Source organism: Streptomyces sp. NPDC013187 (genome assembly GCF_042899705.1).
In the GTDB taxonomy this organism is placed as follows: Bacteria; Actinomycetota; Actinomycetes; order Streptomycetales; family Streptomycetaceae; genus Streptomyces; species Streptomyces hawaiiensis_A.
The window spans coordinates 12695-34626 of the sequence record NZ_JBIBAF010000016.1 but is presented as its reverse complement, the minus strand read 5'-3'; the positions used below and the strand labels follow the sequence as shown (position 1 = coordinate 34626).

Annotated in this window: 23 protein-coding genes and 4 tRNA genes; 24 read left to right on the top strand and 3 right to left on the bottom strand. The window is 60.8% G+C overall.

Annotated elements, in window-relative coordinates:
- Positions 1 to 31: 31 nt before the first annotated feature.
- The 24 genes from ACFY5B_RS30315 to ACFY5B_RS30200 all read left to right on the top strand — a co-directional run bounded on the left by ACFY5B_RS30315 (position 32) and on the right by ACFY5B_RS30200 (position 20032).
- A tRNA-Met gene (locus ACFY5B_RS30315) sits at positions 32 to 104 on the top strand.
- A gap of 4 nt (positions 105 to 108) precedes the next feature.
- Positions 109 to 184 (top strand) — tRNA-Lys (locus ACFY5B_RS30310).
- 37 nt (positions 185 to 221) lie between these two features.
- Positions 222 to 294: transfer RNA gene (locus ACFY5B_RS30305), tRNA-Trp, on the top strand.
- A gap of 50 nt (positions 295 to 344) precedes the next feature.
- Positions 345 to 420: transfer RNA gene (locus ACFY5B_RS30300), tRNA-Pro, on the top strand.
- A gap of 58 nt (positions 421 to 478) precedes the next feature.
- Entirely contained in the window at positions 479 to 640 is a 162-nt protein-coding gene (locus tag ACFY5B_RS30295; RefSeq protein WP_389975392.1) for a hypothetical protein, read from the top strand.
- Positions 637 to 1062 carry a hypothetical protein gene (locus tag ACFY5B_RS30290; protein ID WP_389975388.1) on the top strand — a complete coding sequence of 142 codons (426 nt, stop codon included), beginning with the start codon at positions 637 to 639 and terminating at the stop codon, positions 1060 to 1062. Before ACFY5B_RS30295 ends, ACFY5B_RS30290 begins: the two co-directional genes overlap by 4 nt.
- A 262-nt stretch (positions 1063 to 1324) precedes the next feature.
- Positions 1325 to 2644 (top strand): hypothetical protein, encoded by a 1320-nt coding sequence (locus ACFY5B_RS30285; RefSeq protein ID WP_389975385.1) that lies wholly within the window; start codon positions 1325 to 1327, stop codon positions 2642 to 2644.
- Positions 2645 to 2647: 3 nt separating this feature from the next.
- Positions 2648 to 4072 (top strand): phage portal protein, encoded by a 1425-nt coding sequence (locus tag ACFY5B_RS30280; protein ID WP_389975382.1) that lies wholly within the window; start codon positions 2648 to 2650, stop codon positions 4070 to 4072.
- Positions 4073 to 4142: 70 nt separating this feature from the next.
- Positions 4143 to 4736: a hypothetical protein gene (locus ACFY5B_RS30275; RefSeq protein ID WP_389975379.1), complete on the top strand. Its 594-nt coding sequence runs from the start codon at positions 4143 to 4145 to the stop codon at positions 4734 to 4736.
- Between the two features lie 17 nt (positions 4737 to 4753).
- Entirely contained in the window at positions 4754 to 5794 is a 1041-nt protein-coding gene (locus ACFY5B_RS30270) for a hypothetical protein (RefSeq protein WP_389975377.1), read from the top strand.
- Between the two features lie 602 nt (positions 5795 to 6396).
- Positions 6397 to 6714, top strand: coding sequence for a hypothetical protein (locus ACFY5B_RS30265; RefSeq protein WP_389975374.1), 318 nt, complete (start codon positions 6397 to 6399; stop codon positions 6712 to 6714).
- Between the two features lie 59 nt (positions 6715 to 6773).
- Entirely contained in the window at positions 6774 to 7073 is a 300-nt protein-coding gene (locus tag ACFY5B_RS30260; RefSeq protein ID WP_306964288.1) for a hypothetical protein, read from the top strand.
- Positions 7070 to 7456 (top strand): hypothetical protein, encoded by a 387-nt coding sequence (locus ACFY5B_RS30255; protein ID WP_389975371.1) that lies wholly within the window; start codon positions 7070 to 7072, stop codon positions 7454 to 7456. The genes ACFY5B_RS30260 and ACFY5B_RS30255 overlap by 4 nt, the downstream gene beginning before the upstream one ends.
- Before the next feature lie 57 nt (positions 7457 to 7513).
- Positions 7514 to 8110: a hypothetical protein gene (locus ACFY5B_RS30250; protein WP_389975368.1), complete on the top strand. Its 597-nt coding sequence runs from the start codon at positions 7514 to 7516 to the stop codon at positions 8108 to 8110.
- 69 nt (positions 8111 to 8179) lie between these two features.
- Positions 8180 to 8485, top strand: coding sequence for a hypothetical protein (locus ACFY5B_RS30245; RefSeq protein ID WP_389975365.1), 306 nt, complete (start codon positions 8180 to 8182; stop codon positions 8483 to 8485).
- Between the two features lie 53 nt (positions 8486 to 8538).
- Positions 8539 to 8901, top strand: coding sequence for a hypothetical protein (locus ACFY5B_RS30240; RefSeq protein ID WP_389975362.1), 363 nt, complete (start codon positions 8539 to 8541; stop codon positions 8899 to 8901).
- A gap of 8 nt (positions 8902 to 8909) precedes the next feature.
- Positions 8910 to 13550 (top strand): hypothetical protein, encoded by a 4641-nt coding sequence (locus tag ACFY5B_RS30235; RefSeq protein WP_389975359.1) that lies wholly within the window; start codon positions 8910 to 8912, stop codon positions 13548 to 13550.
- Positions 13551 to 13655: 105 nt separating this feature from the next.
- Positions 13656 to 14561, top strand: coding sequence for a phage tail family protein (locus tag ACFY5B_RS30230; RefSeq protein WP_389975356.1), 906 nt, complete (start codon positions 13656 to 13658; stop codon positions 14559 to 14561).
- Positions 14562 to 14587: 26 nt separating this feature from the next.
- On the top strand, positions 14588 to 15820 hold the full coding sequence (locus ACFY5B_RS30225) for a siphovirus ReqiPepy6 Gp37-like family protein (RefSeq protein ID WP_389975353.1): 1233 nt from the start codon (positions 14588 to 14590) through the stop codon (positions 15818 to 15820).
- Between the two features lie 6 nt (positions 15821 to 15826).
- On the top strand, positions 15827 to 16891 hold the full coding sequence (locus ACFY5B_RS30220; protein ID WP_389975350.1) for a hypothetical protein: 1065 nt from the start codon (positions 15827 to 15829) through the stop codon (positions 16889 to 16891).
- Between the two features lie 66 nt (positions 16892 to 16957).
- Positions 16958 to 18526, top strand: a complete 1569-nt coding sequence (locus ACFY5B_RS30215; RefSeq protein WP_389975347.1) for a hypothetical protein — start codon at positions 16958 to 16960, stop codon at positions 18524 to 18526.
- A gap of 68 nt (positions 18527 to 18594) precedes the next feature.
- The gene (locus ACFY5B_RS30210) at positions 18595 to 18879 is read left to right on the top strand and encodes a hypothetical protein (protein ID WP_389975344.1); all 285 of its coding nucleotides are present in this window, start codon (positions 18595 to 18597) and stop codon (positions 18877 to 18879) included.
- Positions 18879 to 19787, top strand: a complete 909-nt coding sequence (locus tag ACFY5B_RS30205) for a peptidoglycan-binding protein (RefSeq protein WP_389975342.1) — start codon at positions 18879 to 18881, stop codon at positions 19785 to 19787. Before ACFY5B_RS30210 ends, ACFY5B_RS30205 begins: the two co-directional genes overlap by 1 nt.
- Before the next feature lie 11 nt (positions 19788 to 19798).
- Positions 19799 to 20032, top strand: a complete 234-nt coding sequence (locus ACFY5B_RS30200) for a hypothetical protein (protein ID WP_389975339.1) — start codon at positions 19799 to 19801, stop codon at positions 20030 to 20032.
- A gap of 531 nt (positions 20033 to 20563) precedes the next feature.
- On the opposite strand, the gene ACFY5B_RS30195 is transcribed toward ACFY5B_RS30200, so the two are convergent.
- The 3 genes from ACFY5B_RS30195 to ACFY5B_RS30185 form a co-directional block, all read right to left on the bottom strand.
- Positions 20564 to 20704, bottom strand: a complete 141-nt coding sequence (locus ACFY5B_RS30195) for a hypothetical protein (protein ID WP_389975336.1) — start codon at positions 20702 to 20704, stop codon at positions 20564 to 20566.
- Positions 20705 to 20715: 11 nt separating this feature from the next.
- Positions 20716 to 21168, bottom strand: coding sequence for a hypothetical protein (locus ACFY5B_RS30190; protein ID WP_389975334.1), 453 nt, complete (start codon positions 21166 to 21168; stop codon positions 20716 to 20718).
- A 263-nt stretch (positions 21169 to 21431) separates the two neighbouring features.
- A complete protein-coding gene (locus ACFY5B_RS30185) occupies positions 21432 to 21776 on the bottom strand; it encodes an Lsr2 family protein (protein WP_389975331.1) in 345 nt (114 codons plus the stop codon).
- Positions 21777 to 21932 lie beyond the last annotated feature (156 nt).

Here is a 21932-nt window from a genome sequence, read left to right as displayed (position 1 = left end):
TTCGAGTCCCCGCCTAGTTCCTTGGCCACTTAGCGGGATGGCGCAGTTGGAAGCGCGCCGGGCTCATAACCCGGAGGTCACCGGTTCGAGCCCGGTTCTCGCCACTTTGAATCTGTAGCTCAGTTGGTAGAGCACGGGACTCTTAATCCTGGTGCCGTTGGTTCGAGTCCAACCAGATTCACCAGGCAGGGGTAACGCGGTCGCCGGCACCCTGCCGTCAGTGGGACGTAGCTCAATTGGGAGAGCACCGGTCTCCAAAACCGGGGGATGTTGGTTCGACTCCAACCGGCTCAGCAGGGACTTGGAGCAAGGCACCCGTAGCCGTAACGGGCCCGAGTCCCCCTCTGGTCGTAGCTCAGTAGGCAGAGCGCCGGGTTTGGGACCCGGAGGCCGCAGGTTCGAGACCTGCCGACTAGACCACCACCAGGCCCCCGAGGAGGGGCCTTCGTTGTTGTTACCGCAGGGAAGTGATGCACCAATGCATGAGGGCCAGGACGAGCCCGAAGGCCCTCGGCTGAGGGCCGCTGACCAGCCCAACAGGGCTCAGCGCAAGCGGGGTTGGCGTCAGGACGCCCTCTTCGAGATCGAGGACCTGGCGGACCTCGTGGACGTGGACCTCTCGGGGGTGCGGCTCCCATGACACGAGGACCAGCCCCCAAGGACAACGCACAGAGGCGCAACGTCCACCCCAACGCGCAGACGTTGCCGGCCGAGCCCCAGCCCGGCCGCGAGCTGCCCAAGGGGCTCGGCATCACGACCCCCGGAGCTAAGCGCTTCTGGCGGACCTGGAGCACTGCCCCTCAGACAGCGGCTTGGACAGAGACCGACTGGGCCGAACTGGAGCTGACGACCAAGCTCGTAGACGGCCTATTCCTGGGCGACTTGAAGCTAGCTGGGGAAATCCGTCAGCGCGTCGCCAAGTGGGGCGCGACCGTCGAGGACCGCGCGAGATTGCGAATGACCTTCCAGAAGCCCGGCGAGGGCGAGCCCGCGGCTGCCCCTGAGGCGCCCGGAGAGATGGACATGGATGAGGAGCTTTACAAGCTGCTGAACGGCTCCTAGATAGGCGGTGATCCTTGCAGACAGGCAATCTGCCCGCAGGGGTCCCAAAGCCTAATGAGACGTTGGGCTACCAGATCATTCGTTGGGCCCAAAAGTTCATTGTCCAGCCGGATGGAGACAGGGCGGGCGAGCCCTGGCAGTTCACCCCCGAGCAGTTGAGGTTTGTGCTGTGGTTCTACAGCATTCGACCTGACGGGGGGTGGGCCTACTCAGCCGCAACGCTCCGACGAGCGAAGGGCTGGGGCTTAGCAAGACTCCATTGTTGGCGGCGCTCGCAATCGTGGAATTCCTAGGCCCTTGTAGGTTCTCTCACTTCGACGCCTTCGGCCTTCCGGTCGGTAAGCCGGTCCCCCTCCCAGTCGTCCAGATCGGCGCCACTGCGCTGGACCAGACCGAGCAAACGATGGACATGATCCGAGGCATGCTCTCGGAGTCTCCAGCCGAAGCGATTTACGGCCTGGACATTGGCAAGATGGTCGTCCAGTTCAAGAGTGGCAAGCCCGGAAGCATCAAACCAAAGGCCACTGCCGGCCGCACAAATGAAGGCAACCGGCCATCTTTTTGTTTGATGGATGAATGCCATCACTGGGTGGGCAGCAACGGGGGCCCGGACTTCTTCCAGGTGCTGAAGCGGAATATCGAAAAGACGACGAAAGCCGGTTCTCGCTGGGTATCGACGACGAACGCCTATAACCCTTCCGAGGACAGCGTTGCTCAGATCATCCATGAGTCTGAGATGGTCGCGCAGGGCATTTGGCTCTACGACTGCCTTGAGGGGTCGATTGATCCCGAGGACATCCGAGACCCTGAGAAGGTCCGCGCGTCCCTCATAGAGGCGTACGGAGACGCGTCCTGGGCCGACATCGACGGCCTGACGCGAACCATCCTCTTCGACCGCACGACTCCTGACAGCACTTATTGCCGCTTCTACTTTAACCAGATCGCTGAGTCTTCAGACGGCTGGATGAGTAAGAGCGAGTGGGACGCGTGCTTTGACGAGGGCGACCCGATCAAGCCGGGCGACCAAATAGCCATCGGCTTTGACGGATCAATCCGCGGTGACTCAACGGGGCTTGTCGGAGTCAGATTGCGTGACGCCAAGCTGTTCGTTCTCGGAGTCTGGGAGCGTCCAGAGAACGCCCCTGATGACTGGGAAGTTGATGTTCTCGCGGTAGAGGCCGCAGTCAATAGCGCTTTCAAGACCTACCGAGTTGCCTGGCTCTATGCCGACCCGCCCTACTGGCAAGAGAACATCGGCCGCTGGGCAATCGAGCACGGTGACGACACCGTATTTGAGTTCTGGACGAACAAGCCAACGAGGATGACGCAGGCCGTTGAGCGCTTCCGTACCGCCGCAATGGTGGGGGACCTGAAGCACGACGGAGACTACCGGCTTACTCGTCACGTGCTGAACGCCGTAACTCGTGAAGTACCTCAGGGCCTCCTCATTCAGAAGGACAGCCCGAGATCCAAAAGGAAGATCGACCTTGCCGTGTGTGCCGTGCTTGCCCTGGAGGCGAGAGCTGACGCCATCGCTGATGGCCGAATGCAGATTCGGAGGTCCCGAGTAGTGGGGTGGTAGCCGTTGGCCGATATTGAAGTTGGGTCTCCCCCCAACACCCCATCGGGGTGGGTTGACTGGCTCCATTCCAAGCTACTCCGCCGCAGGACGTATCTTCGTTTCTGCTCGGACTACTACGACGGCAAGCACCAAAAGATGGTGTTCGCTCAGGCCAAGTACCAGAGCGAGTTTGGCCGCATCTTCGACGGCTGGTCAGACAATTTTTGCGGGCTCATCGTGGACAGCGTCAATGAACGCATGTTCATCGACGGCTTCCAGATGACTGACGAGCCCGGAGGAGACAGGGACGCTCGCGAGATCTGGCAGCGAAACCACCTGGACGCAGAGTCGAACGCTGCTCACCTCGATGCGATGGTTCACGGAGTCTCGTACGCCATCGTTTGGGCGGACGGTGCCGGCCAGCCGACTATCACCGTCGAGAGTGCTGAGAACGTGGTTGTCCAGTACAAGCCTGGAAGCCGCTGGGACATCGAGGCCGCAGCCAAGTTTTATCAGGACGAATGGGGACGCGAGTTCGTCACCCTCTGGTGGGATGGGAAGGTCTTCACCGGTAGTGGCATGACTGGTCAGTGGGGCGATTACAAGGAAGCCCGGAACCCTCTCGGAGAGCCTCCGGTAGTCCCTATCCCTAACCGGTCTCGTCTGACGGGCCCTCCGATCTCGGATCTCTCCGTTGTCATCCCTCTGGCTGACGCGATCAATAAAACCGTGGCTGACGCCCTGGTTGCGTCTGAGTATGCGGCATGGCCCCAGAGGTACGTCACCGGCCTGGAGATCCAGGAGGACGACCAGGGACGCCCTGTCGAGCCCTACAAGGTAGCCGTTGACAAGCTCCTTCAGGCGGAGAACCCGGACGTGAAGTTTGGGCAGTTTGAAGCGGCTGACCTGAAGAACTACGTGAATCTCACGAACATGCTCGTACAGCACATGGCGAGCATCAGCCGAATCCCGTTCCACTACTTCCTGTTGAACGGCGGTACGGCTCCGTCTGGCGAGTCCATCACCTCTGCTGAGGCTGGCCTGATAGCCAAGACTCGTGAACGAATGCTCCACTTCGGTGAATCCTGGGAAAGGGTCATGCGACTCGCGTTCCGGGTTATGGGCGACAAGAGGGCCGAAGCTCATGGGGCAGAGGTCATCTGGCGTGACCCTGAGAACCGAACCGAAGCCCAGCATTATGACGCCCTGCTGAAGGCTCAGCTTATCGGCGTACCAAGAGACCAGCTCCTTCTTGATGCGGGTTACACCCCGCAGCAGATCGAGCGCTTCCGCGTCATGCGGGAGCAGGATGCCAAGGACGCAATGGAATTGGCAAAGAAGTACCCGGCACCACAGCCGGAACAGCCTAACGGCCAGCAGGACGCAGACAAGGCGGCCCGCAAGGCACCTCAGGGCAACTCGGGCAACGCAGCCCGCAAGGCCGCGTAGCTCACTTTCACCAAAGGACGGCTCCCGAAATGGGGGCCTTTTTTGATGCCACCGAAATGGAAGGCTCCCAATGGACGACACCACGAACACCCAGAACGCCCCGCAGACTCCTGCGACACCTCCGGTTCCTCCGGTCACTCCTCCCGCTACTCCTGACGCGGAAACGCTTCAGGCCGAAGTGGAGAAGTGGAAGAACCTTTCTCGCACGAACGAGAAGCGTTGGAACGACACCAGCGCGGAGCTTCAGAAGCTCAAGGACGCGTCCATGACGGACGCAGAGAAGGCCATTGAGAAGGCCAAGGAAGAGGCGCGCAATGCGGCTCTCTCTGAGGTCGGTACTCGACTGGTTGACGCAGAGCTTCGCGTACAGGCTGCCACTGCCGGCGTGACCCTTCCTCGCCCGGAGTTCCTCAACACCAGTGCCTTTCTCGGCACTGACGGAGTGGTGAACACCGAGGCCATCAAGGCATTCGTGGAGTCCCTCCCCAAGCCGTCCAACTCCCCCGAGTTTGCCCAGGGGATTGGCCTTGGCCGTCAAGGCGATTCCGGTTCTTATGCAGCCGGTCAGATCGGCCGTGACGCCCTTTCTCGAATGTCCCCCCAGGAAATTTCTGCTGCCCGTAAGGCGGGCAAGCTCGATGCACTGATGAAGGGGGACCTCTGACCTAAAGAGGTACCACATTGACTTTTACGACTCAGGCCGGTAACAACGCTGGTGCCGGTGCACTTCAGGCCGCGGGCGGCCATTTCATTCCCGAGATTTGGGTAAGCCAGCTCCTTGAGGACCTGGACGATAATCTAGTTCTCGGCTCCCCGGAGATCGTCAATCGCCAGTATGAGGGCGAGTTTCGGCGTGAGGGCGACGTTGTGCGAATCCCGCACTTCGTTGACACCGTGACCGATAAGGGAATCGTCAAGGCATACGGTTCCATCGGTACGGCGGACCACGCGGCCCTTGAGTACATCAAGATGACCGTTGCGAAGGGTTCCAGCTTCCACCTGGAGCTTGACAACCTTCACCAGCTCCAGACCAAGACCGGTATCGACCTCATGTCGAACCTGGTCCGGCAGCGGGCTCGGACTCTGGCCAACACGATGGATTCGCTGATTGCCAAGACCCTGCTTGCGGCTGTGGCCGGCAAGGACTTGAACGGCTCCGAGGACCGTAACGCGACTGTCAGCGGTCTGCCTGCTCTGCACGGCAAGATTGACGCGGTCGTTGACGCCAACTTCACTGCGGGCGTTGACATTTCTGTCTATGACTTCGTCGTGGCGATGCTTGAGAACCTGGACATCAAGGGTGCTCCACAGGATCGTTTCCTGTTCATCTCCCCGAAGCTGCGTTCTGCGCTTCTGCGGGACCCGAAGTTCATCGACGCTTCGCACTTCGGCGCGAACGCCGTGATGCCTTCCGGTGTCATCGGTCAGATTCTCGGCGTTCCGGTTCGCGTTGCGAACACCCTTGGTTCCCACACCCGCCCAACTGAGAAGCTGGTGAAGAACCGTCACACGGACTTCTCCAGCGTCGACATGTTCATGGGTGCGACCTCTGCGGTTTCACTCATTGTTCCGTTCGCGGAGATGCAGGCTTACCAGCCTGAGGCCAAGTTCACGAATGCCGTGAAGTCGCGCGTCATCTACGACAGCAAGGTGATTCGCCCAGAGCAGCTGATCGTAGCGCAGGGCGTTGAATCCCTGATCGCGACCCACAACGCCGCGTAAGGGGGCTGCATTGCCTCTGGCTTCCGTTGACGATGTGGCCGCCCGTCTTGGGCGGCCCGTCGCCGCAGACGAGACAGCTCGTGTCACTGCCTTTCTGGCAGACGTGACAGGGCTCGTTGAGGACTACTGCGGTCGAGACATGGACAGGCGGAGTGGCCAGAGCATCACCCTCTTCCCGGAGGGTGGCTGTGTCCTCCCCATCCCGGCTCGGTATCAGACCTTCCTGACCATTACTGCCGTCGTCCAGGACGGCCAGGCCGTGACTGACTACACCTTCAACGGCCGTCACCTGACCCGTAGTGCCGGCTGGGGCGAATCCGCGGTGACCCTCACAGCCTCTTGGGGCTACGAGGCTGTACCCGCCTCGCTCACCGCGATCACCTGTTCAGAGGTCATCCGCTGGCTTGCCCTCTCCCCCGGCGTCGAGTCGGAACGGGTCGGTGAGGTTGAGGTGACGTTTTCAGGCGCCAGCTCGGCGCAGTCGCTCTCAGCGTCCACCAGGACCAGCCTCCGTCAAGGGCGTTGGCGCCGTGGCTCAGTCGGCTCACTGACCCTTCACAGGGAAGGTCCCGTCCTCGACATGAGGGGGCCCGTTGTTCTCCATGACTGACCCTGTTGAGGTCTGGCGGGCTCCCAAGCTCAGAAACGCGTACACCAGCCGTCCCGACTGGGACCAGGCCGTGAAGGTCTGGGAAGGGACGGCTTCTGTTCAGCCCTACAGGGCCTACGAGTCCTTTTCCCCTGACCGTGACCTCTCTCAAGAGCGACTCACTGTCTTCCTCCCCTTCAGTGCTGTGGTCACCTCTGGCGACCGCGTGAAGCTCAGTGGCCACTTCTATGAGGTGGACGGAGAGCCTGAGCGATGGGGCTACACCTCCCGCCGGCACCTGAAGGTGTCCGCCTGGAGGGCTCTGCGATGACACGTCCTGTGGCAGCACGTACGAAGCTCACCCTGCACAGAGGGTGGGAGCGACAGGCCATGTCCCTGCCTGAGGTCCGGGACCTGGTGGCGGAGCGGACAGGGGAGCTGCTTCACCGGGCTGTCACCGACGCCCCGAGGCGAGGACACAGCCCCCTGCCTTGGAACGCCATCAAGAAGAACCTTGAGGCGTATGTGCGCCTCGATGCACACGGCTGGTTCGGCAACGTGGTGATCGAGGACGATCCGCAGGTTCGTCACGCGATGCTGCAAGAGCGTGGGTTCACCAGTCCCCGAGGCCGCAGGGTCAAGGGCCGTAGGTACCTCAAGGGCGCCCTTCTGAAGATGAGGGTGGAATGAGGATTGACCCAATTGAGTTCCTAGTCACCTACCTCGAATCCCTTACGGAGATCCCTGAGGGTTCCGTCTTGGGTGACCTCACGGAACATGTGACCGGTGAGACTGCCGTCTATCTAGAGCACATGGGCGGTTTCCGCGTTGTGCGGGACCGCATGGACCGGATCGACGTTGAGTATGCCGCTTACTCGATGGACCGCAAGGAAGCCGTCGATCTCGCCCTTCTCGTACGCGAGAAGCTTCTAGAGGAGCTTCCTGACACTGCCGTTGGCGGGGCTCTCGTCCTGGACGTAACGGAGATCGACTCTCCCAAGTACGACCCCGACGAATCCAGCCGGGAACACGTGTACTGCGGTCAAGTATCGGTTTTCTACACCGCCGTTTAACCCCCGACATCTGTAGGCCCCCTGTTGGGGGCTTTTTCTATGCCCTCAGGAGGCCCCATGGCCAATGACCCGCAGAAGATTCGATTTGCTCCCAACGGTGCGATCTACGTTGCCCCTGCAAGTGAGAGCCTCGTTGTCCCAACTGACCTCGGCACCACCGGCACTCCTCCGACGGGTTACAAGGCTCTTGGTTACGTGGACGAAGGCGGTGTCACACTGACTCCTGCCATTGAGACGCAGCCGGTGAATGCGTGGCAGTCGGCAACTCCCGTCCTCTACAACGTGACTTCGGCGTCCTTCTCCGTGAAGGCCACCCTCCAGGAAACCAACGAGGTCACTACGGAACTGTTCTGGGGTGCCGAGTGGGTTGAGGTCATGTCGACCGACCCAACTCCGGTCGGTACGGGCGTCTTCAAGCTTGACCTTTCGAGCACCCCGGACCTCAAGGAACTCAGCCTCGTAGTTGACTGGAATCAGAACGCGATTCGCAACCGTGTGGTTATCCCGCGAGCCATGATTTCGGACCGTGGCGCTATCCAGCTCTCGCGCACCGAGAACGGAAAGTTCGAGCTGACGATTGAGGCTCTGGACTCCGCCGGCAAGCTCGGTTACGTCCTCACCAATGACGACATCGTTGCGGCCGTCACTCCATAAGTAGTGCCCTGAGCCGGGGCGGGGTTACGCCCCCGGCACTCTCTCTCACCCCACCCCAAGGAGTTCCCCATGTCTGAAGAGAAGAAGGCCCCTGCTAAGAAGAGCGGCAAGAAGAAGGTTGCTGCGGCTGCGGCCGAGGCTACTGAGACCTTCGCTTCGTTCGAGCACCGCGGCCTTACCTTTAAGCTCCCTCACCCGAAGCACTTCCCACTTGAGGTGCTGATGACGGATGACGAAATCGTTGCAACGCAGCTCATCCTTGGCGAAGACCAGTGGGCGGCCTACCTCTCCACTCGCCCGACCATCGAGGACTTCGGTGATCTCGCCCGCAAGATGGGCGAGGCTCAGGGACAGGACGACGAGTCGGGAAACTGATCACGGTCGTCCGCGTCATCCGGGAATTCCCCGACGAACTAGAAGCAGACCTCTTGGAGTTCTTCGGGGTTGACCTCCTGGACGTGTGGCGCGGACGGCTTTCTCTGCGTCGTGTAGGCGTGCTCATCCGTTCCCTGATGAGCAAGCCCGGACGCTCAACTCTGCTGATGGCCATGGACGAACGCGCCTCATGGCCCGAGAGCAGTTACATGCTCGCGCGTGTGTCTGACGCGCTTGAGCTTTCCAACTTCCTTTTCCTCAAGGCGAACGTCGACGAGTCCGACGCACGAGACCTTGAGCTTCCTCCACCCATTCCACGGCCCGGCGAACCGGAGCCGCAGCCCGAACAGCGTGAGCCAGAGTTCAGCGATGCGCAGGAACTCACGAGCTTCTTTGGGCGGCTGAACAGCGCCTAGGGGGTTCCATGGCTGAAGGATCACGAGGCCCAATCAAGGTCGGCACCGGGTATATCGAGATAGTCCCTAAGGTCCTTCAGAAGGACGTGGAAGATCTCCGCCGCAAGGTGCAAAGGGAGATGCAGGCTCTTGGCGCCAAGGCTGCTAAGGACATCTCCGAGGGAGCGAAGAAGGGTCTTGCGGCACTGCCGGCGGAGGTCGACAAGGCCGCCAAGAAGGCCAACGAGAGCACCAAGAAGCGCAAGAAGGAATCCGCTAAGGATCTGAAGCGCATTGAGGAGCAGATCACTCGGGAGTACGGCGAGGAAGCCGCCAAGCGGTGGCGCACTTTCCGTGACCTTGAGCAGAAGAAGGAGAAGGCCCTAAAGAAGGCTTCCTCTGCAACGAAGGCGGCTCTCCGGGAAACGGTCCGCCTTGAGGAGCAGGCAGCCAGGCAGCGCCAGAGCACTGCTGAACGACTGGAGAAGGACCGCCTTCGGCTGCTGCGTCAGGGTGCCACTGATCATGCTCGGCTGGAGCTGCAGAAGACTCGGCTTGAGCAGGCTCAGGAACGTCTGAGAATCCAGGCTCTTCGCGAGGCGAACCGTACGCGCGACATCGAGGCGCGGGAAGCGTCCCGTATCCGTATCGCCACCATGCAGCAGGAGACGGCTCGTTACCGGGCTGAGCTTCAGCAGCAGACTGCCGCTCAGCGCATAGCCCTGCGGACTCAGGTCCAGGCTCAGCGTGATGCGGTACGGCAGCAGGTTGCCGCTCTCCGAGAGCAGGCAGCGGCTCAGCGGGCAACCCTCCAGGACGGCATAGCCGACCAGCAGCGCCGTATGACGGCTCTGCGGGATCAGATCCGGGACCTGAACCGCAACATCAACACCACCAACACGACCACTCAGTCTTACTTCACCAAGACTGGAACTGCCCTTCGCCGTATGGGCACTTGGTTCGATCAGGTGGGCATGTCCATCAACGAGGCCGCCAACATTTTGACGACTCGTTTCCTTGCTCCGCTGGCTGGTGCCGGCGCCGCTCTGACGGCTATCGGTGTCGAGAACGCGGATAAGCGGCTTCTCGGTCAGCTTGGTCTCTCTTCGGCTGGTGTCTCCAAGTCTGCGTCTGCTGAGCAGATGCGACTTATCCAGGAATACGCGATCAATACGCCGTTCTCGATCGACGTCATGCACGAATACCAGATGAAGCTTATTCGTTCCGTCGCTGGTACGGATAAGAGCTGGTACAGCAAGGACGCAGGAACGCGGACGAAGGCAGCCAACAGCGCTGCTGCACAGACGACTGACCTGATTATGGCTATCGGTGACTCGATGGCTCGTGCGGGTAACCTCAATCCGCAGCAATTCCAGCGCGCTATGTACGCGATGGACATGATCATGGATATGGACCGGGCGCCCACGAAGAACGTGAAGCAGCTCGCTGCCGCTTCGGGTATGCCCGCCTCTGAGCTTGCCGGACTCCTCGGGTTCAAGAACTCCACGGAGATGTGGAAGGTCATCGGTACCCCTGCCAAGGATGGTGGCGGTGTCACTGGTCGTCAGATCATGGACGCAATGCTGAATTACTGGAACCCCCAGAAGTACAAGGGTGGTTCCGCCACGGGCGACGGCTCCAAGGGCTTTGCGGCCACCATGACGAGCGAGACCATTACCGGTCGACTCCAGCAGATGAAGGAACGGGCGTCGTTCGAACTTGGCAACCTGTTCATTGAGGAAGGCAAGGACGGAACTTACCGTTACTCTGACCTCGGCAACCGGATCGCTGGCGAAGACGGGATTCTGAACCAGGTCACCGATCTGGCAAAGAAGTGGGCGCCGAAGGTCGATGATTTCCTTGGGCTTTTCCTGGACGGTGTAGAGACCTTCATCAGCACGATTGACCGTGCTGCCACGTGGATTGAGGAATCAGGGCTAGCTGATCTGGCTAAGCCGATCACTGAGTTCTTGCTCAAGTGGGGTCCCTTGATTTTGGCTGTTGGCCTGCTCTCCAAGGTCATTGGCAAGGCCGTGGGCCTGGTCGGTCGTCTCTTCGCCCCTGCTGCTGCTGTGACACGTGCTGGTGTCCGCGCCTACGAGGGACAGCGGGACATCCGCAGCCAGCGGCGTGCAGCTCGGGATGCTCGCAACGAGGCCCGTGACAACGGCGCCTCCCGTCGTGACGCCCGCCAGGCGGGCCGTGACGCCTACAGACAGCAGCGGGCCACCAACCGCAACGGAGACAGCCGGACCAGTGGTCAGCGGCTCCTAGACGGCTTCATGGGCCGTGACTCCCGTGTGGCTGACGGACAGCGACAGATGCGAGCCCTTGAGGACCAGATCAGGGAAGCTCGGGACGAGGCCGCTCGGCTCCGCACGGAGCTACAGGAGACCGACCGAGAGAACATGAGGCAGATCCGCCAGGCCCTTGCTGGCGGGAACGGCTCAGTCCAGAACTCGGCTCAGCAGGCTGCCTCAGCAGTCAACTCGGTTCAGTCCAACGCCCAGCAGGCCAACAGCACCTCTCTCAATGGGCTCCGTCAGGAGGTCGAGAAGGTACAGAAGGCCGCTCAGAACGTCGTGTCGGAGCTGGGCAAGGTCAAGAGCAATGTGAACGGGCTCGACAACCAAAACCTCAACAAGGTGACGGTCGAGTTCGGTCAGCTCAAGACGGCTGCCGAGGAAGCCGGGAAGCAGATCACTTCCGACAACACCCGAGTCGGAAACCTCGACGGCAAGCGGGTCAGTGGGGTCACAGGCTCCATCAACGACCTGAGAGACGCTGCCAAGCGTGCTGCCGACCAGATCGGCGACGGGGCTATGTCCTCGTCCACCTCTGGCCGTACAGCTAACCTCAACAAGCGTCGGCTGACGGATGTCATCGCAGAGTTCAAGAAGCTCACAGATGCCGCTGACGGGGCTTACGACAAAATCGGTCAAGGCACCGGGGCGGGCTCGCTTGCGGGCCGTGTAGGTCTCCTGAACGGCCGCAGCCTGTCCAAGGTCAAGGGGCATGTCGATGACCTTGCCAAGTCCCTGAAGAAGGCCAAGGACGAGGGTGATGGGCTCGATGACGCCCTTGGGCGCATCGGCAAGAAGTCCCCCGGTGGTGGGGGCGGCTCCTCCAAGGGCAAGAAGAACGCCCGGGGCGGTGTTGCCACTCAGGCAGATGTCTCGATGTACGGCGTCATGCCGGGCTACTCACCTTGGGTTGACAACATCCCAGCAGTCCTCTCCCCCGGTGAATCCGTTCTCCGTCCTGAGGTCACTAACGCCCTGGGCGAGGAGACCATCAACACGTGGAACTCCCTCGCTGTCCGAGGAAGGATCAGCCGTCACGCTCGCGGTACTAGCGGGGGCGGAAGCGCGCTGAATCTGGACGCCATCCGGGAAATGATCGACCTTCAGAACATCGCTCCGGTTGGCACTGCAATGCTCAAGACGATGAAGCTCGACGGGTCGTCTGACCCACTGGGCGGAAGCGTTCAGGGCGGCATTCTGCGGACGGGCGACCACTCCGCCGGCATCGGTGGTTCTGTCACCGCTTCGAAGTTCCGTGGCATGTACGACTGGATGACTGAGGATCTGTTCTCGCTCCTCAAGCGAGTGCCTTCCGGAGTCGGTCAGATTGCGGGAATCCTCGGCGGGGCTCTCGGTCCCGTCCTCGGTGACTATTTCTGGTCGGACGTTTGGAAGGGCTCGGGCAACATCGTTGACCGAGGTAAGAAGTACATGGGCCACGTCTTCAGCACGGAGACCGTGAGCAAGGTTTGGGACAACCTGTTCAGTGGCGTAAAGGACTCCGCAAGCTCCATCTGGGATCTTGCAACCGATCCCTTTGGCGCCATCTCGGATGCCTTCGACGATATCGGCGGGATCTTCTCGGGCTCATACAACAGCCTGATTGACATGGTCGAGACCGTGAAGGAAATCAGGGATGCGCCGATGGCTTACGCCGGGCGCGTCCTCGGTGGCGTGATGGCCAATGCCCAGGAAGCAATGCCGAACACGAAGGGCTTGTTCGACTTCAGCAGCGGTTCTAAGGTCACGGCGAATATCCCTGATATCGCCAACATGATCGTTGAGCCTGGCTCAGGTAAGGGCGTCCAGAGATGGGCACCTGTTGCCGCTCAGGCTCTCGCCATGCTGGGGCTCCCTTCTAGCGCTCTCCCATTGGTCATGCACCGTATTGGCGTCGAGTCTGGGGGAAACCCGACCATCGTCAACAAGTGGGATAGCAACTGGAAGATGGGCCATCCGTCGGTTGGTCTTATGCAGGTCATTGGGCCCACGTTTCAGCGTTGGGCAGGTCCCTTCCGGAAGACGGGGCCGTTCCTTTACGGCACCTCTGTTAACCCGTTGGCCAACATCTACTCCGGCCTCAACTATGCCCGAAATCGCTACGGCGGTAACTGGCAGAAGGCCCTCTCTGGAAACAAGGGCTATGCGACCGGAACCATCTCCGCTTCTCCTGGCCTTGCCATGGTAGGCGAGAAGGGCCGTGAACTCGTCGCCTTTGGTGGTGGAGAGCGGGTGTTCAACAACGAGGACACCGAAGGGATTCTCAACGGCAAGCGGTACGAAATTCACATCCATGAGGCTCGCAACGAGCCGACGCCTCAGGCAGTGCTAAGGGCTCTCCAGACTGCGGAGGCCCTTTACCTGTAAGGGGGACCCCATATGCCAATTCCGGTAAGGACACGACCGGCACCACCTGTGGTCATCAGGCCGCAGCCGCCGGCACCGGTTCAGTGGGGTCGGACGAGTGTTTCCGTGGCAGGGAGCAACGGTCAGGGGGAGGAAATCCCCCTGACCCTGTTCTCTGGCCGTGAGTGGCCAGCCATCATCATGCAGCCGGGCGCAACAGGTTTGGATATGCCGCCCTTCGGACTGTTCTCGGATGACTCCCCAAACCTCGACGGTTCCATATTCCGATCTGCTCGGGCGGCAGCCCGGGAAGTGATGCTCCCCGTCTATCTGCACGGCGTTGACCGACAGACCATTAACGGCCTGAAGCGGAAGCTCTTCCAGGCCCTCAACCCCAAGCGGGGTTACTGCCTTCTGAAGTTCACCGAGGGCAGTGGCCTGACTCGACAGCTCACGTGCTACTACAAGGGCGGTATGGAGGGCTCTGAGGGCACCGACACCGCTGGTTTCACGTGGTCGAAGTACGGGCTCACTTTCACTGCTATGGATCCTTGGTTCTATCAGGACCGGTATGAGACGACCTCTTGGAGCTTCGGAACTGGGGATCCCTTCCTGAGCACTACCGCGGCCTTCTTTCCTATGAAGATTGCGGATGGCGTTATGGGTGGCCCTGGCGAAAGCCTCGTCATCTCAAACCCTGGCGACATCGAGGCTTGGCCGATCTGGCGTCTCCACGGCCCCATCAAGAGCTTCACATTCACCAGCCCTAGCGGAGAAACCCTGAAGGGCAACGCGCCCGCAGACAGTTCGGACCTGGTGCCGGCGGGACGTGTTCTCACCATCGACACCCGGCCCGGAAAGAAGACCGTCAAGGACGACCTAGGTGTCAACTACTGGCCCAAGCTCGCTACCAACCCACAGTTCTGGTCAGTGGAGCCAGGCGACAGCAATGCATCCATCTCAGTAGTAACCGGATCAGGCAAGGCGGCAGTCGTGCTCACCTTCCAACCCCGGTACGCGTCTTACGTATAGGGGGCTCCGTGGGCTATCGGGTTGAGGTGTTCGACAAGAACCTAAAGCGCGTCGGAGAGATTGACGAATGGCTCTCACTTGACTTCACTGTGCGTCTCTCTCAAGAAGGTGCTTGGCAGCTCCTCATTAAGGACGACACACCCCAATCCCAGCTCATCGAGAAGGGTGGGGGGATTGCCATTTGGCAGGACAGCGTTTCCAAGCCGCTCCTGTCGGGGCAAGTGCAGACTTATCAGAAGTATTGGACCAAGCTTCAGCACACAGGGCCGGGCTCGCTATACATCGCGGGCAAGTGTCACAACACCCTTGCCTATCAGCGTCTCGCCTTCCCAGACCCCTCCAGGACTGTGGGCAACCAGTACCAGGCCGCTCGGCCCTGGCGTCTCATCTCGCCCTCAGTCCCCATGGAGAAGCACGTATGGCGAGAGCTGAACTGGGCTCTTGGTCCTGGTGCTCTTGCAGATCGACGAGTTCCGGGCCTGAATGTCGGCACCGAACCTGACGGGTCAGTTCTGCCGTGGCCTTTCATCTCAGACCAGATGCGAATGGATGTAATCGGCTCCAAGCTCGAAGAGTGGTTTGACGCAAAGGGAGTGGGCTACCGATTCATCTACAACGCCCAGGCTCAGCGGATCGACCTCGAAGTCTTCCGACCTGCTGACAAGTCAGCGGAAGTGCGCTTCTCTCCCGAGCTAGGCAATCTCCGGGAATTCATTTGGACGCTTAGCGCTCCGAAGGTGACTCGGGCCATTGTCGGCTGTGCCGGCGAGAAGTTCGATCGGTACTACTACCAGAAGATTGACGCTGAGGCTGAGGCCGAATGGGGCATCCAGATCGAGCAGTTTGTAGACCGTCGTGACATCCAGCTCAAGGTGAATACCACTACCGGAGCCGTCATCAAGGCTGATACCACGATGACAGATCAGGAATTTGAGGACGCCAAGGAGGCCGCCCAGGACGCTGCAAGCTCTGTCCTGGAAGAGGGCGAGAAGAACGGCAACTTCCAGATTTACCCGATCGACACACCTGACTGCCAGTTCGGCAAGCATTACTTTGTGGGCGACAAGGTGACCGTTGCGGTAGACGGAACGGAATATGTGGATGTCGTCCGGGAGGTTGTTGTGTCTATCGACGATGGCGGAAACGTTCAGGACGTTTCCCCAAAGATCGGTAAGCAGGGCACGGGCGACCCCCTGAACCTCTACAAGACCGTTTATGACATGCAACGCAAGTTGCGTCGACTCGAAGCAAGGATGTGAGGCCGCATGGCAGAGGTTAGTTACCCGTTCAACGCCGACAATGCCAATGGCGGTGCTCAGATCGTCTCTCAGTCCCAGTGGCAAGCCATGGCAAACATGTGGGGCGGTGACCGAGTTGACTTTCAGCTCACTGCCGCAACCTACGGAACTACTTCCCTGCCGTTCAATGCCTCGGTCGTGAATGGTCGGACTGTTCAAATCAATCCAGGCAAGGCTTGGGTGGGCGGTTTCTACTACACCCTTACGGCAATGCTTTCCGTCACGATTGCCAACAACAGCACCACCAAGCCGCGTAAGGACCTGATCGTTCTTCAGGCCGATATGGCTAAGAGCGCGGTGAACATAGCCGTTATCACGGGCACGGCTGCGGCTACTCCGGTCGTCCCAACTCCCCGCCGACAGGCGGGAGGGATCTGGGAAATGCCCCTCTACGAAGTCACCGCAGCGGCCAACAACGCATCGGTCACTATCGAGGGCCGCATGCCGTTCAACGTGCCTGCTCGGGTGGCCTACCCCTGGAATGCGGAAGAGGGAGCTGCACTTCAGCCGCGGGGCACGTTCTACGTGGACATGGACAGCAACAACAACTTTTCGCAGTACGAGGCTTTCAACGGTCGTGACGGGCGGGTGATCACCCGACACCTGGGCAAGTCTCGGACCTATACGCCAAGCATGGTCAACTGTGCTAACCCTGCCACCCGCACAGGTCGGTGGCGTTGGATCGCCCCAAACGTGGTCTGGTTCTCGGCCTACATCGCTAGTACGTCCTCCTCTGACATCAAGGCATCTGGAGACAACTGGATCATCGGCGTAACGCTGCCGACCCCAGCAAACGGCGCAACCGGTCAGGTCATCACTGGGCACATCGACAATAACGGCGCGGGACGTTCCCCGGCACTGCCCAACTTCCTTGAGATCACAGGAAAGACCAACAGAGGCGGCAATACCTCAACCCTCTACCTCTATGCGCCCAACGCGAGCACCACGTCACAGGGTCTTGACGGTCTGACGATCTTCCCTCGTAAGGGATTCCTCACCATCTCCGGAACATATGAGGCCGCAGAGATGTAACGCCTTACCCCCTACGTATGCCTCAGCCCCCACCGGGGGCTTTTTTGTTGCCCCTAAGGAGATTTCATGGCTCGACTTCTGTTCGGCGGTACGGCCGCTGACGTGGCTGAGGACGTTACAGGTGCCCGCGTCCCTGGTGCTGCTGGAACTGTGTGGGACGGCCCCTCTGAGGGCGCTGCTCAGGTGACTGACCTCCTGGACCACTCCGGAGCCCCCATCACCGCCCTCACGGCGGATGAGAACGGGATGATTCCTCAGTTCCAGGGGCCACCCGATGACTCCGAGCGCCTGTGGGTCGACTTCGGAGCGGCCCGCGTCGCCATCCTGTCCACGAACCTAGGTGACCGCTTTGAAGCCCACCTGACGGACTCCGACCCTCACGGCAGTGCTCAGGCTGCCCTAGACGCCGTGGCGGCCCAGCGCGGGGTACCCCTCGGACTCGCCACCCTCGATGGTGAGGGCAAGGTCCCCGCAGCCCAGCTCGGCCAGTACCGATCCGGCGTCTATGTGCCGGCGGGCTGGGGAGCCAACTGGAAGGCCAAGCGGAACGCCGCGGTTACGGGCAAGGCTCGTGTCGTCGTGGCGGGCGGCTCTGCCTCTCAGGGCTACTACGCATCCAACCTCCACTCTGGTGGTTGGGTCGGCAACGTCCGGGCCGCTCTTCAGGCTCAGTACGGAGATGGAGGGAGCGGGATGTTTCCTGCCTCCCGGACCGCTACTTACATCAACGGAGCCTCAGACGCCAACGCCTTGGCCGCGTGGCTGGCAAATAAGTCTGTCGCATCGCAGAGCGGTGTTTGGACTTTGGGTGGTAGCCAGTACGGCCCTGGTGTCACTTACGTCTACTGCCAGACCACGGGAGCCAGCATCACTTTTCGGGTCACCGGTACGACCGTCAAGATTTACACGGTCACTGGCGCGTCTACCCGGGCCGGATATACCTATTCGATCGACGGCGCTGCGGCGGTTACTGTAGCCGATGGTGGGGGCTCTCAGGCATCCATTCAGACCACTACTGTCAACGGGCTGAGTGCTGGAGACCATGACGTAACACTCACTTGGAAGGGCACCTCTTCGGGGACAGGCCAGTTCCTTTCCGTATGTGGTGTTGCAGGCGAGAATTCTACTGGAGTTGTGGTCGACAACCTTGCCAAGGCTGGCGCTCGGGCGTCGACCTACGGAACGCATACGGCTAGCGCGCTTAATGCGGTCTGGAACGGCGGGGCCAACTATCCGGCAGACCTCTGCATCTTCACTGCCGGACCTAATGATGCGGTAGCCGGCACCACGGGTGACGTTTGGGCAAGCTCTGTCGCCAAGTATTTCAAGGCGGTTCGAGACGCTAACAACGGGGCTACCGACCTGATGATTCTGCTTCCGCATCTGGGAAACCACGATGTGACAAATTTCCTGTATCAGGATTACGCAGTAAGGGCCCGCGGACTTGCCGAGGCGTATGACGCTGCCCTCGTGGATATGTGGACCATCGGCCGTAACTCATGGTCGTACTGGAATTCCCTGGGTTACTGGGGGACGGCAAGCAATGTTGGCGCGACCGGTACGGACTCCGTCCACCTCTCCGATACCGGATACGCGCATGTAGCCAGTGTTGTAACGCCCATCCTCATGGGCTGAACGAATGCCTTAAGGGCGGTCCCGGACCGGAGTCCGGGGCCGTCTTTGTGTTGCCCTCAGGAGCCCACATGACCCTTGCTCAGTTTTTCTCCTACTCGGGGACTCTGGCGACTTTCGTTGCGGCCCTCGTGGTTGTTCTCGCGAGCCACAGAACCAGTGCCGCAAAGGTGTGGCGCGAAGAGGCGGAGGCCCAAAAGGAGCGGGCTGACCGCCTCGCCGGTGACTTGACCGAGATCAAGAACCGCCTGACTCGAATTGAGCAGGAAAACGCTCGCCTTATCCAGCTCCTTACTTCTCTCGACCCTGCCCGCCTTGCCGTTATCCGGCTGGTGGATGACCCAACGGAGGACTAATGGCAACTCCTATGACCGCTGCTGAGATAGTCAAGCAGCTCAAGAAGTTCGGTATCCCTTATGCGGAGTACAAGGATTGGAAGACCCACAACCGCAATCACAAGGGTGCTTGGGGCCCGGTTCACGGCCTGATGGTGCACCACACGGGAAGTGACTCCAAGGATCAGAGGGAGCTTCTCTACAAGGGCACTGCGGCTCTTCCAGGCCCTCTCTGCCAGTTCGGGCTTTCTCAGGACGGCACCATTCATCTTGTCGGCTGGGGTCGAGCGAATCACGCGGGATCTGGTGACGACGACGTACTTGCTGCCGTGATTGCCGAGAAGCCGATTCCGAACGACGACGAGAGCAACACTGACGGGAACTCCCGATTTTACGGCGTCGAGATTTGGTATTCGGGAAGTCACCCGATGACCGAGGCGCAGTACGAAACCCTGCGGCTTCTGGCTGCGGCAATCTGCGACTTCCACGGGTGGGACGAGGGAAGCGTCATCGGGCACGGCGAGTGGGGTTCTCCAGGCAAGTGGGACCCTGGCTATAAGCCAGGCAAGATGATGGACATGGACGCGGTTCGCTCTGACATCAAGGCGACCATGGATAAGGGCAAGCCCGCACCGAGCAAGCCTGAGAAGCCCTCTAAGCCCACTCCTGCGCCAAAGCCCAAGCCGGGTGTTCCTGCCTTCCCTGGTGCCTACTACTTCCGTCCTGGTGCCAAGAACCAGTACGTGACCATGCTCGGTCGTCAGCTCGTTAAAAAGGGCTATGGGAAGGTCTACAAGCAGGGTCCAGGCCCTCAGTGGACTGCCGTTGACCGAGCCGCCGTTAAGGCATTCCAGCGGTCTCAAGGCTGGACCGGAAGCGACGCTGACGGTTACCCAGGTCCGCAGACCTGGAAGCGTCTGTTTAGCTAAGAGGGGGACTCATGTACGACTTCATTTCCAAGCACGGTGTGCGCATCTATTCCGTCCTCGCGGCCCTGGTGCCGGCGCTCGTCCTGGTGTGGCCTACGGTCCCCTGGGAGGCGCTCGTAACGGCCTCCGCTGCTCTGCTCGGGGTCGGTGTCGTTGCGGCATCGCACGAGGACACTAAGACCCTCAGGGCTCTGTACGAGGACAGCCCGTTTGAGGCTGAGCTGAAGGGCGACCTCGGCCAGTAGGCCGACCAATAACTAGGTGCAGGGGTGCACCTGGGGTTGAGAGAAACACGAAAAGGCCCCCTCCCGAATCGGGAGGGGGCCTCTTTTGCGTTGCTCAGGGCTGCCTAATGCTTGTCACACCAGCCCCATTGCCCAGCGTCCACACGGAAGGCCCGAACGTCGGTCACACCTTCGCGCTTACTCAGCTCGGTCATGCGTTCCTGAGAACACCTCACGCAGTCGGCAACGGGAGCCAAGGACTCATGGCCGTTCTCGGCGTACCGCACTCGGTAGCTTCTCTCAAGGAGCATTGCACTGCTCGCCCTTCGGGCAGTCCTCGTGTTCCTCCGGGCCACTCCGTCACTCTCCCTGCTTTGAGGTCGTCCACGCCAGATGAATCGGCCAGTCCTCAGGCCGAGGAGTGTCAGGCGGAGCCGGGCGGGGAGCGCACGCGTGATGACGCGTTCCGTCGCATCCGCAGATCCGATAGGCAAGGTCGCCATGGGTGCGGTGCTCGGCTCCGTGATGCCTGCACAGGTAGACAGATGACACTTACTCCCCCGGTTTCGCGGGCACGCTGCGGACGTCGGTCACGCCCTCGGTGGCCTCCAGCTCCCTCACGCGCCTCTCGGTACACGGCGCGTCGTACATGACGGCTGACTCGTGCTCCTGGCCGTCCTGCGTCCATCTCACGCGGTAGCTCTTCACTGCCCCTCCCCCTCATTGCTGCGGATAACCAACGTACCCGGCCCTCTGTAGGCCGTGCGCATGTGAGAGCAGTCAACGCCACTCATGGTGTCCAGCGCTGACTTGATTTCTGTTGCCAGGAATCGATCTCCGAGTTCCCTGTAGAGCTGGGAGAAGGTTACTTCTCCGCCGTTTCCCTGAAGGGTTGAGCGGATCGCGGCTGCCAACTCCGTGTCATGCACGCTCTTCCAATTCCTCACGCTGTCCAGGACGGCCCTCTCTGCCTGCTCCTCGTTCATCCCGTGCTCGAACAGGAGGATGCAGAGGAGAGCCTGACGCCAGGCCCCTATGCGGGTATTGGACGCGCGCTTCTGCGCCCGTCCCTCGGCCCGCTTCGAGCGGTCCAGCTCCCGCACCATCTCACGCAGTATGGCGGCGTACGCGCCCCCGTAGGGCTGCTCTGTGCTCACGTCACCGCTCCCGGCTCAGGTCGGAGGTGGCTACCGGGGTCCACTGCTTGACGGGGTGAATCTTCGCCCTTCCGGCCTTTGCCTCCTCCTGTGCAAGTCGGTTGGCCTCTTCAGCGCTAGACGCTTCTACGAAGACCTCGGCAGAAGCGTGCGCGTGGAGCGCAACGCGGTACCTCTTCAGCATCCTGAACCCCCTCCCAACGAGAGGCGGCCCACCCCCTGAGGGAGTGAGCCGCCGTGTGCTGCTGTGTTGTTGCTTCGAGCTACTTGTTGGCTGCCGCGTAAGCGTCCTTGATGGACTGGGGCACGCGACCCCGGTTGCTCACCTCGTAGCCGTTGGAGGCCGCCCACTTTCGGTAGACCTCAGAGGAAGGCTCGCTCTCGGAGCGGGACGGCTTGGCCTTCCGCCCGCGGTTGCCGGCGGACGACTTTCCGCCCGTCTTGCGGCCCGCCTTCAGGAACGGCGCCAGGGCCTTCCGCAGCTTCGCCGCGTTCTTCTCGTTCAGGTCGATTTCATAGTCCTTGCCGTCCAGACCAAACGAGATCGTCTCGTCAGCGTCTCCCCCCGTCAGGTCGTCGAGCAGGAGAACCTGAACCTTCTGCGCCATGTCTTTCCCTGTCTGCTTAGTTGGGTTTACGTCCGAGCGGGTTGGCTTTCGTGGTGTCCCTGCACGAAAGCCTGTATCCCTTTCAGCGCCGTATAGCGCCGATCTGTCACGGGGAGGCTGCCACATTCACCCCCCTTACTCAACTCCGTTTCATTC

Excerpts from the sequence above, each read along its gene's own strand:
- ACFY5B_RS30295 (WP_389975392.1), top strand. The coding sequence starts at position 479 with ATGCATGAGGGCCAGGACGAGCCCGAAGGCCCTCGGCTGAGGGCCGCT.
- ACFY5B_RS30290 (WP_389975388.1), top strand. The coding sequence starts at position 637 with ATGACACGAGGACCAGCCCCCAAGGACAACGCACAGAGGCGCAACGTC.
- ACFY5B_RS30275 (WP_389975379.1), top strand. The coding sequence starts at position 4,143 with ATGGACGACACCACGAACACCCAGAACGCCCCGCAGACTCCTGCGACA.
- ACFY5B_RS30265 (WP_389975374.1), top strand. The coding sequence starts at position 6,397 with ATGACTGACCCTGTTGAGGTCTGGCGGGCTCCCAAGCTCAGAAACGCG.
- ACFY5B_RS30260 (WP_306964288.1), top strand. The coding sequence starts at position 6,774 with ATGTCCCTGCCTGAGGTCCGGGACCTGGTGGCGGAGCGGACAGGGGAG.
- ACFY5B_RS30255 (WP_389975371.1), top strand. The coding sequence starts at position 7,070 with ATGAGGATTGACCCAATTGAGTTCCTAGTCACCTACCTCGAATCCCTT.
- ACFY5B_RS30250 (WP_389975368.1), top strand. The coding sequence starts at position 7,514 with ATGGCCAATGACCCGCAGAAGATTCGATTTGCTCCCAACGGTGCGATC.
- ACFY5B_RS30245 (WP_389975365.1), top strand. The coding sequence starts at position 8,180 with ATGTCTGAAGAGAAGAAGGCCCCTGCTAAGAAGAGCGGCAAGAAGAAG.
- ACFY5B_RS30235 (WP_389975359.1), top strand. The coding sequence starts at position 8,910 with ATGGCTGAAGGATCACGAGGCCCAATCAAGGTCGGCACCGGGTATATC.
- ACFY5B_RS30220 (WP_389975350.1), top strand. The coding sequence starts at position 15,827 with ATGGCAGAGGTTAGTTACCCGTTCAACGCCGACAATGCCAATGGCGGT.
- ACFY5B_RS30215 (WP_389975347.1), top strand. The coding sequence starts at position 16,958 with ATGGCTCGACTTCTGTTCGGCGGTACGGCCGCTGACGTGGCTGAGGAC.
- ACFY5B_RS30210 (WP_389975344.1), top strand. The coding sequence starts at position 18,595 with ATGACCCTTGCTCAGTTTTTCTCCTACTCGGGGACTCTGGCGACTTTC.
- ACFY5B_RS30205 (WP_389975342.1), top strand. The coding sequence starts at position 18,879 with ATGGCAACTCCTATGACCGCTGCTGAGATAGTCAAGCAGCTCAAGAAG.
- ACFY5B_RS30200 (WP_389975339.1), top strand. The coding sequence starts at position 19,799 with ATGTACGACTTCATTTCCAAGCACGGTGTGCGCATCTATTCCGTCCTC.
- ACFY5B_RS30185 (WP_389975331.1), bottom strand. The coding sequence starts at position 21,776 with ATGGCGCAGAAGGTTCAGGTTCTCCTGCTCGACGACCTGACGGGGGGA.